Here is a 13,080-nt window from a genome sequence, read left to right on the forward strand (position 1 = left end):
GGCCTCCCCACCCTCGGGGAGGCCGACATTCTTCTGCTCGGTGGGATCAGAAATGCGAGAGGGAACTGGCCTCGTACCGCAGCTGATAGGCCCGCACGCCACCGCCATTCATCCGGTAGATCGTGATCGCGGAGAGGAACTGCTCCTTCACCTCCAGGGTGCGCCGCCGCTCCTTCCCATCGATGTCGCTGATCCAGTCCTCCACATGATTCGGCAGTTTGAAGGCAAGCTCGTAAGCACCTTCCTCACCCAGCGGCGATAGCGTCCACTCCGCCGAACCGCCACTGCCGCGTCGTCGAATGCGCACTGCATGGTCGGGCTGGGCATCCGCGTACGTCGTGAACGCCAGATGATCGCTAGCGGCCAGCGGCAGGATGAACGGCGCTGACGGGAAACCCAGCAGCAACTCGGCACCGCTGTTCTGCTGGAGCGCGGCTGCGAAGCCGGCGATCGCCGCCGCAGCCTCATCCCTGAACCTGCCAGCCGCTGGCGCCGCCGTCGGCAGTAGTCCCGCAGACGCAGTCCAGGTACCCAGCTCCTTGCGCAGCTCCGTACGCACCCACGTCACCGGGAATGTCCCGGATGCGCCGAGGTGGAACTGTGCCTGCTCCAGCGTCCACGCAGTGGTTCCGATCGCCCCGAGCAGCCACGCGAACGAGGCACCCGACAGATCCACCAGCGAGATCTGGTGCGCCAAGGCGTACTTCTGAGCGTCCGCCGTGAACCCACTAGTCGAGAACAGCGCGTACGCGTACTGATACCGCTGCCGCGGCCTTCTGCCAGCGTGCACCATGAAGTTCTCATTCACGTCGTGCAGCACCCCGTGAGCGTTACGCACGATCTCCAGTCCGCAGCGCTCCTGGTAGAACTTCGCCTCCAGGAACAGCCGCACCGGCATCGAGAACGCCGGCGTGAACGCGAACTCGCCCAGTGCATCCACCTGATGCAGCGCTCCCCGGCCCCGCACCCGAAGCGTGTTCCCGTCGTTCACCAACTCTTCTGGGTCCTGGCTCTCATGCACCAGCAGGCGGTAACCGGAGGAGCGCAGAAGCCAGGCCAGCGCCTCCTCCAACAAATATCCCCGCAGCGCGGCGCCCTTGACCATGGTCAACCCCCTACATCACCAAGCAGGCCCCGCTTGATCATCTCATGGGCGCACTCCACAGACGCCCGCCAAGCCCGGCGCCCGCTCCCGTCTGATCTACGGATTGCGGGAGTACCGGGGCCGCAAGGACGAGGCGAAGGGCCTCGGCTGGCGGGATCTGTGCCGTCTCCCGGCCCGCGCACACATCCCGCTCAGCGGGCCGATCGTCCTGGTCTGGGGCAACGTCCGCCTCCATCTCACGCGTGGCATGCGGGAGTCCATCGACCGCAACGCGGCATGGCTGACCGTGTTCCAGCTGCCGACCTACGCACCCGACCTCAACCCGCAGGAAGGCATCTGGTCACTGGTCAAGCGCGAGGTCGGCAACCTCGCGGCCGCCGACCTCTCCCAGATCACGAAGTCCGTCAAGCGCCGACTGAAGCAGATCCAGTACCGGCCCGACCTGATCGACGGCTGCCTCACCGGCGCCAGCCTGACCCTCAGCGGCTGACCGGCTTCACCAATTCACGTTCAGTAGTAACTCCTGTCCCGTAGGGAGCCGCCCCGGGCCTGGCGGACTCTGTCCAGCCTCCAGCCATGGGCTCAGCGTGGAGCGGGCTTCGGCGTATGGGACGGGAGTGCGGCAAGGGCGCCGTCTGTTCTGCAAGGGTGCCGGGGTGAGTGCTGCTCAGCGGATGCGCACACCTGGAGCCTGCGGCTCTAGGGCTATGCCGGACCGGTCATCTCCTGGCCGCGTCGCTCGGCCCGCCGCTCGGCGGCGTCCACGTCAAGCCGTCCTGCTAGGTCCCCGCCACGGCGGGTGACCGCTCCGCGTACCAGCGCTAGGTAAAACAGCACGGGTGCGCAAGGCGCCCACGCATCCACCGTCTGCTCCAGGATGAAGTCGAGGACGGAGTCCGGGTCGGCTGGCACGAAGGCATGGCGGTCGTGCTCCCACTTGTCCTTTATGCCCCGGGCCCAGCGCCGTCTGAGATCCTCCTCGCCGAGGTCGGGCAACACAGCCCGGAAGAAGGCGGCCCACTGATGCAGACGGAGATCCAGTCCGAACCCGAGAAGTTCAAGGTCGATTCTGTCCTCGGGGAAGACTCCGAGCTCTTCCTTCATTGCCCGGCGCGCTGTGGCGTGCAGGCTGATTGGCGAGCCATCCGTGGGCACGTCGTGCCCGGACAGCCCTTCACTGGCAGACGCATTCCACCGCTCGGGATTGCCTACGACGGCGGCGCTGCGGTGGCTGAAGAGCATCTTGCCGTCGACCCCGGTCTCCACTGCCACATGCACCCCGAAACTGCAGGACAGGAATGGCGGAGCCATGACAGGGTCCTGGTTCTCCAGGTACTGGTGGCGAAGCGTTATGTCAAGGTCCGGATGCGGACGGTCGAGGTTGAGTGACGCAGCCAGAAAGTCATAGTAGTCCGCGGTGCACACACGCAGTTGGACGATGGGGTCCTCGCCGAGATGGGTGCGGGTGACGGTGATGCGTTCGATAGCGAACCTTGGGCGGTTCCAACGGTGCGGGAGACCAGCAGCTGCCTTGCGGCTTTCCTCGGCCTCAATCTCGGCACGCCACTGTCGGACCACGGGAGGCTGGGCAACGCGTTGAGCCCGGTGGAGGATCTGGACGTTCTCCTCGTGGATGGGTCGTGTGCCGTCGCCTTCAAAGATGTGACAGTCGGTCATATGACCGAGTAAGGCGAATCTGTCCCGAAAGCCGCTGGACTGTCCGAGTGCCGTACCGGCGGGGGGTTGGGTCCTGGCGCGCTCGCCCCCACTCTTGTTCGGGTGGCCGTCGGTCTGCGCGGCGAATGCCGCGACCAACTCGGCAGCTGTGGGCCTGGCTGCCGGATTCGGGTCCAGACAGCCCAGCAGGACCCCGCCGAGCGACCTGTTCATGCCCGTGTGCTCGCAGGCGGTGCGCAGCGTGTTGGGAGTGAAGTCCCCTGACCACCGTCCCGTCGCGGCGGTGAGGAGAATGGCCCCCACGGAGTACGTGTCGCTCGCCGCGGTGACGCCGATCGGGTCGCTGAATCCCTCCAGTTCACGCGGGGGCTGGTAGGCAGAATTCTGCCGGAATGAATCGCGTTGGCGATGTGGAACGCCGTCCACGATGGCCGTCATCCAGCCGACGAGCTGCACGTCCTGGTCGGTGACGAGCACACGGTTGGGTGTCAGTGAGCCGTGGACGAGCCCCACGCTGTGGGCGTGCCGCACTGCCTTGGCCAGGTCCCGTCCCAAGCGCCGGAAGAGCACGGTGTCCCCCAGCGGTCCCCGGTCCTCCAGGAGGGCACGGAGGTTGTGCGCGGGACGGGCCCCCGGGTCGTCGCTCTGCTCGCGGGCGCATTCCGTCGCCAGCCATTGTGGGGAGTCCTCGACGCTGTGGCCGAGCAGCTTGGGCGCACCGGTCCCGGCCATGCGGATCAGGGCCTCCGCCTCGGTGCGGAGCAGTTCTGCTGCCTCCTCGGGGCTCGTACGGAGCGGCACCCGCACTGTTACGGTGCTGCCCGTTTCGTCGCGCCCCAGGAACATGACCACCCGCTGCCATCCGCCGACGTTGCGGGCGTGCAGGCGGTAGGGCCCGGCTCTACGGGGATCCTCCGTGAGCAGTGGCTCCCAGGAGGCACCGAGGCCAAGGGCTTGGAAGGAGACGTCTTCGGGACCGTCCGGTGCTGCCGTCGGGGGAGTCTCTCGCTTGGGCGGGGCGGGCGGATGCTCCTCACGATTCGTGGACGGCAGCACGGGTTCGGGCAGGGGCGAGGGTTCCTGCCGGCCGATGGGACGCCGCTGCGGTTCGTTCCCGAACGCGTCTTCGGTCCGAGCTGCCGGGGGCTGTACCCCCAGCAGCTTCATCAGCCGGTTGTCCAGCCGGCTGATGGGATGACTCTCGTCGTTCAGCCGCTCCGGTCCGTCGGGGTGGCTGAGCCATGCGGGGAAGTCCGGCGAACGGCCGGCCAGCCGGCCGAGCTGGTCCGTGATCGTGCGGGTAGTGTGCAGGAGTTCGTGTGCGGGCACCGTCCCGAGGAGGATGTCCCGGGCCTCTTCTGAGAAGTCGAACGCGCGGTGCCGGACCGGCAGGGCAAAGTCGGCCGGATCTGTGCTCTGCATCAACCCGCCGAGGAAGACCTCCGCCAGGTGCCCGGCGTCCATGGTCGGGCCCAAGGCAGCCTGCACCAGGCGCATAGCAGGCACCGACATCGGTGCGACGGCCGCAAGGTGTGCCGCTAGCCGATATGCGGCCGGCGATGCTGCGTGGCGGAATCGCAGCACGGCTTCCCGCGTATTGCTCTGCCGCGTGTGGGCGTAGGGGCGTGAAGGGGGTGTTCCGCTGTCCGCCAGGAGGGGCAGTACGGCCGTGGTGCCCGGGGACGCGACAACGCTTGCCCAGCGCCCCACGGCCGTGGACTCAGGTGCCAGTACCGGCACCGGTACTCCGTCGAAGGCCACGATGTCCGCAGGTAGCACCGGATCCGCCACGTGCCAGGCGCTGGCCGGCCCGCCTCGCCGCCGCGTGGTCACCAGCCACTGCTGTGCCCAGATACCCGACCCTTGCCACATGCGGGCGGGCAGGGCATGGACGATCGCGGTGGGTCCCTGGCGCGCCCACGTCTCGAGCGCCGTCTGCATCCGGCCGTCCCGCCAGGCTGCACCGACGCCGTCGCTAACGACGAGGACCAGCGTGTTCCCCGTCGGATCGCGCACGACGGACGGTGGCAGGGGTGCGCCGCCGTCCTCGTAGGGAGGGCTATGGAGCATCGGGGCCTGCCGACCTCGGCTGTCCAACCCGTACACGCGAAGGCCGCGGAATGCTCCGCTGCGCTCCAGCAGAACCCGCATTTCCGAGGCCAGACGCTGCCAAAGCAGCATGGAGACGCCGTCGTCCACCAGCAGGACGAGATTGAGCCAGCGTGCGCGTGCCGGTCGTAGCACGGCGTCGGGGAGCCCCGTCTCGGCCATGGCGGCGACGGTCCTTGCCTCGTCGAGCTCTTGCTTCCAGGGGTCTGGTAGCCGCAGCTTCAGCGGCCGCAGTGCTCTGCCGAGGTGGAGCTCGTGTGCCGCGAGGGATTTCCCCTCTGGCGTCCGCACCGGCAGACCCGAATGCTCCTGTGCTCCGGAACCGGGCGCACCGGGGCTGGCGTGCAGCGGGGCCCCCGGCTCCCGGGCTCCGTCCTTCGCCGGGGATGCGGGTGGCGGCGCCGTAGTGCCGGCCTCGTCCGTATCGGGCAGTGGACGCTCCTCCCCGAGTGCGGAGGGCGGAGCGGCCCGAGGCCGCATTGCACGCGCCACCGGAGCACCGTCGCTGTGCGGCAGACGCTCGGCCAGCCACAGAACGTCGAGCAGCTCCTCGTCGGAGAGATCCACTCCGCTGTCGGCCAGCACGCGCCGTAGGCGGTCGGGCACGTTGCTACACCGCCCTGCCGAGCCGGTGCAGTACGGCGTTCAGCAGTCCGCCGGCGTCGAGATCCACCCCTCCCTTGCGGAGGAACACCGCGTTGAGCAGCTGGTCGGTGGCCAGCTCGCCGGGCGCGCGGCGACCGAGGAACTCCCGGAGCAGCTCATCGACGTCCTGCAGGGTGCCAGTTCCGAGATGGGCTTCGACGATCTCGCGGAGTGTCTGTTCGTCCGGCTCGGGCAGATCGAGTCGGATACATCGCCGGAGAAATGCGGGAGGGAACTCCCGCTCGCCGTTGCTGGTGATGATCACGACGGGGAACTCTGAGCAGCGGATCCGGCCGCGTACGACGGGGATCCGTTCGTCGGGGTCGTCGGTCAGCACCTCGACCATGGACTCGTGGTCTGTCAGCCGGGCGAGTTCCGGCACCTCGAACTCGCCTTCCTCAAAGACAGTCAGCAGGTCGTTCGGCAGATCCACATCGCCTTTGTCCAGCTCGTCGACAAGCAGGACCCGGGGCCGGGCGCGCGGTACCAGTGCTGTGCCCAGCGGACCCAACCGGACGTAGCTGCCGATCCCAGGCTCGGTGGCACGGGGGGCACGGCTGTCATGCCTGTCGCGGTGCAGGTTCGCTTCGCGCAGCCGGCCGACGGCGTCATACCGGTACAAGGCCTCCTGCAGGGTCGAGCGGCTGTTGATCGGCCAATGCAATACCCGGCCGAGGTCCAGTTCGTGGGCGACGGCGTGCGCCAGGGAGGATTTGCCGGTGCCCGGATACCCCGACACCAGCAGCGGTCGACGCAGGAGGAGAGCCGCGTTCACGACATCTGCCTCGGCGGGGCCGATGAGATAGGGCCTTGGCAGGGCGGAAACCTCGGCGGGCGGTGTGAACCGACGCCATGGCGGTGCCTCGGGGAACTCCACTCGGCGGGCAGTTCCGTCGCCGCGGAAGAGCCGCCACCCGTCGTCCGGAGTGCTCATTGTGATGTCTTCCGTTGTCATCAGGGAGCGGTTCCTTCCAAGGGGGCCGGATCGAGTAATTGCAGGCCGCTCAACGGGGACGGGTCCATGTCCTCCCACACGAGTGACGGCCGGGCCGGATGCCGTACGGGATCGCCATAGGCATTCCCCCGGTAGCCCCAGACACGTTCGGGTAGGTCGGTCATCGGCCCAGTAGGCTGCAACGGGTCGAGCCGGGAGGCGTGCTCGTACGTTTGGGCTGCGCGGTCCCAGAGAACTACGGGGACGCCCAGCGCGAGGCACACGTCGAGTAGCCGGGCGCGCTGTCCAGGGGGCCCGTGCAGCACGACCTGGCGGGTGTTGCGGTGACTGGTCTTCAGCAGCAGGGCGACCTGCTGCTCGGTGCCGCAGTCGCCGTCGACGACGAGTGGCGTCCCGTGCCCGCTCTGCCAGCGGCGGCGCTGCGCGTCCTCGCGGTTCCTCACCAGGGCACTCATCTCAGGGCAGCTGAGCGTGAGCTGGAACTCGGCACCGAGCGGCACACCTTGATCGAACATGTTCTCGGGTCCCGGGTTCCACTCGTCGACGGGCAAGTGCAGTGCCGCCCGGTCCACGACGACGCTGACGAGGGGGACGTGGTCCTTGCCGTCATTGGACTGGACGCCGTGGACGGCGTCGCGGACTGCCCGCGCCACCTCCTCCGCCGTCAGCGGGCGGTCAGTGACAGAGGGGAGCGGGGCCGGCGGGCTGTCCGTACGAAGGAGCCAGACCTTGCATCGGTACCGGCCCTCGGGATCGTCGTCGCCGCGGCTGGCCTCCACTAGTACGCGGGACGTGGATGCGGGGCGGTGCGCTGCCCATCGGCCGGCATCGGAGCGACGCTCCGCAAGTGCCGAGGGATGGATTCCGAGCCGCTCGGAAACACGGTTATTCCACTCCCGGAGCGTGGTCCTTTTCCGCTCGTCCACGGCTGCGGCAACGTACTCGACGAGATGCAACAGGGCAGGAACCTGCGGGGTACCGTCAGGCACGGGAGCGCTGTCTGAAAGGGCTTCCAACCCCTCCACGGCACATTCGAGGTCGTCGGTAGACAACCGGACTGGGCGCAACACCTCGGGTAGCGGCGTGAACCGCAGTGCCGACAGCGCCGCGCGTGGCACCAAGGCGGGATCGTCTTCGACGATCCCGCGCAACTCGGTCATCAGCCGCTCGTGTTCGCCAACCGACAGCAGAGCACTGCTGCCCAAGGCCCGGCCGCGGGCGAGGAGGTTGGTGAGTTCCGCCCGCGCGGCCCGGCTCTTCACACCAGACGTCGAAGCCAGCGACTCACTGAGGGTTGCCAGCGCCCGCGGGTGTTCCGACAACAGTGGGACGAGCTCCGGAACGGATGGTGAGTAGTCGTCGGGCACAGAAAGACCCAGCCGCTGCACGAGCGTCCGCGCATGGGTCACACACAAAGAAGGGTCCTCGAGCAATGCCCATAGCGGGCGCAGGAGGTCTTCCTCTGCCTGTGTAAGTGCCCGCGGGACGGGCGGCCTGCCAGAGAGGGCCGTCTGTCCGGAATGTGCGCTCAATCTCGACGACAGTGCCGCACTGATGTCGATCAGCCGAGGCGAGCAATCGCCGTATTTCTGCAGGAGATCCACGAATTGCGGGTCGTCGGCGAAGGAGCGAGCCGGGCAGGCGTGCAGACGGCGGTTCTCGAAGGCGTCGTCGTCGTGTACGACCACTCCGACGAGATGGCCCTCGCAGAAGACCGCGCTTCCAGATGCTCCGGACCACGCCTGCTTGCCATCCGCGCGCTTCCCGGGTGCTGGTTCCTGGTCCAGGACGTACAGATCCCGGGCGTCGTCACCGCCGGAAAGCGGAGGTAACACTCCCCTCAGATACTCGACGCCGCGTTGCCCCTCTTTGACGGTTGCCAAGGGATACCCAAGTCCCTCGTAGCGCAGCGGAGCGCTGCCGACCGGGCGGCCCCACAGCACCGTCCCGGAAATCTCGACCGGGTCCCCCAATCGCAGCAGAGCGACGTCACGACCTGGGTCAGGCGCCCACAGCACGGTCGCCCTGCGGGGCGATCTATCGGAATCCCGAGGGTGTCCAACTCGAACATCGATCTCCGACCACGGCTCACCACTACTCTTGTCCACCACAACATGCCGGGCAGTGAGCACCAGACGAGGCGCGATCAGATAGCCAGTTCCGACGCAGCGATACTTGTCGACACCACCACTGCGGATGAGTGCCAGCCTTCGCTGGTCCAACTCAATCCTCGTCGGCCCAGGACCCTGACACGTCCTGGCTGATCTCGGGGCTCGAGCCCCCTGCGGCACGGTCCTTGACCTGCAGCTTCAAAGTCAGCTTGTGCGTGCGAGCGGTGGAGTGCTCGCCGCTCGCGCCTGTCGTCGCCACGCCGAAGTTCAGCTTGCCATCGCCCTTGAGCCCGTCCCGGAGCTCGAGAAGCAGCTCCAACTGGACATCCTCGATCTGAAAGGCGAACTGCTGCCGGGCGCTCTGAGCCTGGGCTTGGTACAGCTCCTCCCGCAGCTCTTCTATGGCTGCGGCCAGCCCGATGGTCGACATTCCCGCTCCCCGTAACCACTGTTGTTCGGCTCGCCCCGATCCGCGACTGCACTGCTGCGCATCGGCAACGCGTGGGCAGCACAAGCGTGTTGAGCCGCCAACGGCACTCATCGGATGATAACGATTTGCCTGGTGATCAGTCCATAGGGTCCCGGTAGACCGCCGGTGCGTGGGACCGCGCACACCGAACGCATCGATCGGCGCGGCGACGGCCTGCAACCGGACTCGCTCCCGCGCGACTCTCCCGGCGTCGGTCAGCCCGCCGCCCTGCGCGTGTCCCACCCACCCAGACCTACCGGACCCGACGGCGGCCGTCAGGCGTATCCCCCGACATCACCCATTCAAGTTCAGTAACCACCTGGCCTTCAGCCAGCACCCCACCCATCCCGCCCTACCGATACCCAGCGGCGGAATACCCGGAGCCTGCCGTTGATTGGTCTTTGCAGAGATCACGGGAGGGGTGCTGGTGGCCGAGCTGATGTTGTTCCGGCGGGACGCGGACGGGCGGGATGTCGAGCTGTCCGGTGCGACGGTGGCGCTCGAGGTGGAGCTGCAGCGGCGGGTCGAGGCCGGGCTGGAGCAGATGCTCGGTATCCGGTTCGTGGCGTCGGAGTATGCGACTGGTCCGTGGCACCGGGGCCGGATCGACACCCTGGGGCTGGACGAGAACGGCAGCCCGGTGGTGATCGAGTTCAAGAAGGGGTCCGACAGCGGGGTGCTGTCGCAGGCCGTCTCATATCTGTCCTGGCTGCGCTCGGCGCAGCACGAGTTCGGGGCCCTCGTCCGGAAGGTGCTGGGCGCGGAGGCCGCCGAATCGATCAACTGGCGCCGTCCGCGGATGGTCTGCATCGCGGCCGGCTTCTCCCACCACGACCGTGTGGCCGTGCAGTGGCTGCCCGAGCGGATCGACCTTGTGCGCTACCGGGTCTTCGAGGGCGGCCTGCTGAGCCTGCTGCTCGTCGATTCCTCACCCGGCTCGCCGAGCGCCGCTTCGTCTCGGCGGAGCCGGGAGCGGGACACGGTGGCCGGCAGCGCGTCGGCGACTCCTGCACCGACGGGTGCCGGCCTCGTGCCGGAGTCCTTGCGGGACCTGTACGCGGAGCTGGACGAGGCGCTCACGGCGTGGGGCGAGGTCGAGGTGGCGCCGCTGCGGCACTACATCGCCTACCGGCGGCTGGTAAACGTGGCCTCGGTGATCTTCCGTCCGAAGCACGAGGTCATCCTGGTCTATCTCAGACTCGACCCCGACACGGTCGCGCTGGAGGAGGCCTTCACCCGGGACATGCGCGGTATCGGGCATCTCGGAACGGGGGACCTGGAGGTACGTCTCGCCTCGGCGGCCGACCTGGAGAAGGCGGCGCCGTTGATCCGGCGGGCGTTCGAGGCAGCCTGACGCAACGAGAAGGGCGGCTGGTGCATCGGTCATTCGATGCACCAGCCGCCCTTCGGTGTCTACGGCCCGCCGGCCCCGGGCTCTCTCCGCTCTCACGATCACGCCTCCGGCCCAGCCAGGTCGAAGTCGTCCTTGGTCAGCTCGGCGCGGAGCCGCTGCTCTGCCACGTCGGCGTAGTGCGAGGACAGCTCGACGCCCACGAAGCGACGTCCCTCGCGAAGGGCCGCGACGCCCGTGGAGCCGCTGCCGGTGAACGGGTCGAGGACGGTGCCGCCCTCGGGGCAGACCTGGACGAGCTGCTGCATGATCTCGACGGGCTTCTGCGTGATGTGCACCCGGTCCTTGCGGGGCTGGGAGGCGATGTAGTGGCCGGGCAGATAGAGGTCGCGGGTGTTGTCGAGGGATCCCTTGACGCCCCAGATGATGAACTCGGAGTCCTGCTTCGGCCCGCCCTTGCGGGGCCGGCTGGCGGGCTTGATCCACGGGATGGTGCCGCTCCAGGTCCACCCGGCCATCTGCAGGGCGTCGGACGTTGTCGGTTCCTGGCGCCAGTCGGAGAAGACCATGGCCACCGCGTGCTCGGTCGAGGCCCGGTACGCCTCGGTGAGCAGTTCGGTCAGCCAGGAGCGGTAGGAGCGCTGGTCGCGGTTCTCGCCGGGGAAATTGGCGAGGTCGTGGGCACTGTTGCTGGTGACGTACTTGGCGCGCGCGGTCCGCCCGGTGCGTTCCGAGCTCGTACGGCCGCCGGAGTTGTACGGCGGGTCGGTGATCACGGCGTTGACGCTCTCGTCCGGAAGGGACTTCAGGACGGTCAGGGCGTCGCCCCGGTGCAGCATGTAGCTCATGGGAAGGACCTCTCTCAGGGCATGGCGGGGCTGGGCCCGCTCCAGGCAGCGCTCAACGGTGTTCCACCGGGGCGGGGTTGTTCCGGAGGTTAGCGGCGATCTCCGGCCGCACCCAGCAAGGCGGGCCGTCCTGCGGGCCCGGGGCCGGGAGTCGTTTGGTGCGGCCGGAATCCCGGTCTACTGTCTCGCCGTGTCACCGGGCAGGAGCCTCGCTCCACCGCCGCTGACCTGTGCTTATCCGTGCTGTCTCGTCCAGTCGAGCGGTATCGAAGGCACGTTGCCCTCGTCTTTCCCGCACACCGTCAGGAGCCCCGGTGTACTGCCTGAGATTACGAGCGCGGCTGGCTGCCGCGCGTGACCTGCGACCGGCGTCCGGGAGCCACCAACTCCCCTGACCCCGGGCTCGCCCGAGAGGCGGATGCACATCGGCGCGGTGCCGGCGGCTTTGCACGAGAAGCCGGCACCGCGCCTCCTACGAACACCGAGGAGCCGCTGCGATGCAGCATGTCCTGATACCCCCGCGCCCCGACCCGACGCCGTCACCCGGCCGACCCCGCCGCCCCGGTGAGCGGCGGCGGCGATGAAGAAGACCACCAAGGGCGTCGTCGGCCTGTTCACGGCCGGCTCGATGCTGCTGGTCGTGCCGATCCTCGCCTTCGGCGCCGGCACCGCTTCGGCCTCCTGCCCGACCGACGGCGCGCAGTCCGTGGACACCGCGGCCGTCGCCGACCAGGTGAAGGCCATCCTGGCAGGGGGCGGCAAGACGTCGGTCTCCGTGCCCGGTCTGAACAATCCGGCCGAGCAGATCCCCTTCGCCAAGACGATCCAGGCCACCGGCGTCGCGATGAACTTCCCGGCCCGCGGGCAGATCGTGGCCCTGGCGACCGCCCTGCAGGAGAGCGGGCTGCGGAACCTGACCTGGGGCGACCGCGACTCGCTGGGTCTGTTCCAGCAGCGGCCGTCGATGGGCTGGGGCACGGCGAACGAGATCCTCGACCCGGTGCACGCCAGCACCAAGTTCTACGAAGGGCTCAAGCAGGTCTCGGGCTGGGAGTCCCTGTCGATCACCCAGGCCGCCCAGGCGGTGCAGCGGTCGGGCTTCCCCGAGGCGTACGCCAAGTGGGAGCCACTGGCCACCGCTCTGCAGAAGGCCATCGAGCCTCTGCTGCCGAAGGCCAGTGGCGGTGGCATGTCACCGGATCCGGCGCCGGACGGTGCCGGCGGTCCTTCTCCCGGCACTGCGGGCGGCTGTAGCGCCGAAGGGGACGGGACCGACTTCGGCACCATCCCGCCCGGCGCGCTGCCAGCCGAGTACAAGATCCCCACCAACGCTCCGCGAGAAGTCCAGACGGCGATCCGTTGGGCGCTCGGCCAGCTCGGCACGCCGTACCAGTGGGGCGGGACCTGCACGAACTCCCACGGCACGGAGGCCATGGGCCGGTGCGACTGCTCCTCCCTGATGCAGCAGGCGTACAAGGCCGCCGGGGTCACCCTGACGCGGACGACGTACACGCAGGTCAAGGAGGGCAAGCCGGTCTCGGCCGACGCCCTTCGACCGGGTGACCTCATCTTCACCGAGGGCACGGCCGCCGTACCCGAGCACGTCGGCATGGCCATCGGCCAGGGCCTGATCGTGCACGCCCCGCGCCCCGGCGACGTCGTCCGCATCACCACTGTCGCCGCCTGGAAACCCGGGATTCTCGCGGTCCGCCGAGTCGTCTGACCGGCACCTCTCCCCTCTCTCCCCTTTCCCGCACCGCCGCTCCACCCCCATGGGCTTCGGCGTGCCTTCATTCGAACTGGAGTTCCC

Annotated in this window: 8 protein-coding genes and 1 pseudogene; 3 read left to right on the forward strand and 6 right to left on the reverse strand. The window is 68.4% G+C overall.

Annotated features, from left to right (window positions below; translation table 11 throughout):
- Positions 1-46 precede the first annotated feature (46 nt).
- Positions 47-1,105, reverse strand: coding sequence for a PDDEXK family nuclease (locus GGE06_RS11740; RefSeq protein WP_184930768.1), 1,059 nt, complete (start codon positions 1,103-1,105; stop codon positions 47-49).
- 70 nt (positions 1,106-1,175) lie between these two features.
- Here GGE06_RS11740 and GGE06_RS11745 point away from each other — a divergent pair.
- A pseudogene (locus GGE06_RS11745) lies at positions 1,176-1,595 on the forward strand (transposase); the annotation flags it as partial.
- Between the two features lie 215 nt (positions 1,596-1,810).
- Here the strand turns inward: GGE06_RS11745 and GGE06_RS43705 are convergent.
- The 4 genes from GGE06_RS43705 to GGE06_RS11765 are packed head-to-tail and all read right to left on the reverse strand — an operon-like array spanning position 1,811 to position 9,032.
- The gene (locus GGE06_RS43705; RefSeq protein ID WP_312883109.1) at positions 1,811-5,476 is read right to left on the reverse strand and encodes an SAV_2336 N-terminal domain-related protein; all 3,666 of its coding nucleotides are present in this window, start codon (positions 5,474-5,476) and stop codon (positions 1,811-1,813) included.
- A gap of 25 nt (positions 5,477-5,501) precedes the next feature.
- Positions 5,502-6,491: an AAA family ATPase gene (locus GGE06_RS11755; protein WP_376773530.1), complete on the reverse strand. Its 990-nt coding sequence runs from the start codon at positions 6,489-6,491 to the stop codon at positions 5,502-5,504.
- Entirely contained in the window at positions 6,491-8,713 is a 2,223-nt protein-coding gene (locus GGE06_RS11760; RefSeq protein ID WP_184930769.1) for a VMAP-C domain-containing protein, read from the reverse strand. Before GGE06_RS11760 ends, GGE06_RS11755 begins: the two co-directional genes overlap by 1 nt.
- Position 8,714: 1 nt before the next feature.
- Entirely contained in the window at positions 8,715-9,032 is a 318-nt protein-coding gene (locus tag GGE06_RS11765) for a trypco2 family protein (protein WP_184930770.1), read from the reverse strand.
- A gap of 466 nt (positions 9,033-9,498) precedes the next feature.
- Between GGE06_RS11765 and GGE06_RS11770 the strand changes: the two genes are divergently transcribed.
- Complete coding sequence (locus tag GGE06_RS11770; RefSeq protein WP_184930975.1) at positions 9,499-10,425, forward strand: DUF5655 domain-containing protein; 927 nt, start codon at positions 9,499-9,501, stop codon at positions 10,423-10,425.
- 98 nt (positions 10,426-10,523) lie between these two features.
- Here the strand turns inward: GGE06_RS11770 and GGE06_RS11775 are convergent, their stop codons facing one another.
- Complete coding sequence (locus GGE06_RS11775) at positions 10,524-11,270, reverse strand: DNA-methyltransferase (RefSeq protein WP_184930771.1); 747 nt, start codon at positions 11,268-11,270, stop codon at positions 10,524-10,526.
- Between the two features lie 580 nt (positions 11,271-11,850).
- Here GGE06_RS11775 and GGE06_RS11780 point away from each other — a divergent pair.
- Complete coding sequence (locus GGE06_RS11780) at positions 11,851-12,993, forward strand: C40 family peptidase (protein WP_184930772.1); 1,143 nt, start codon at positions 11,851-11,853, stop codon at positions 12,991-12,993.
- Positions 12,994-13,080: the final 87 nt, after the last annotated feature.

The organism is Streptomyces nymphaeiformis, assembly GCF_014203895.1.
GTDB classification, from domain to species: Bacteria; Actinomycetota; Actinomycetes; order Streptomycetales; family Streptomycetaceae; genus Streptomyces; species Streptomyces nymphaeiformis.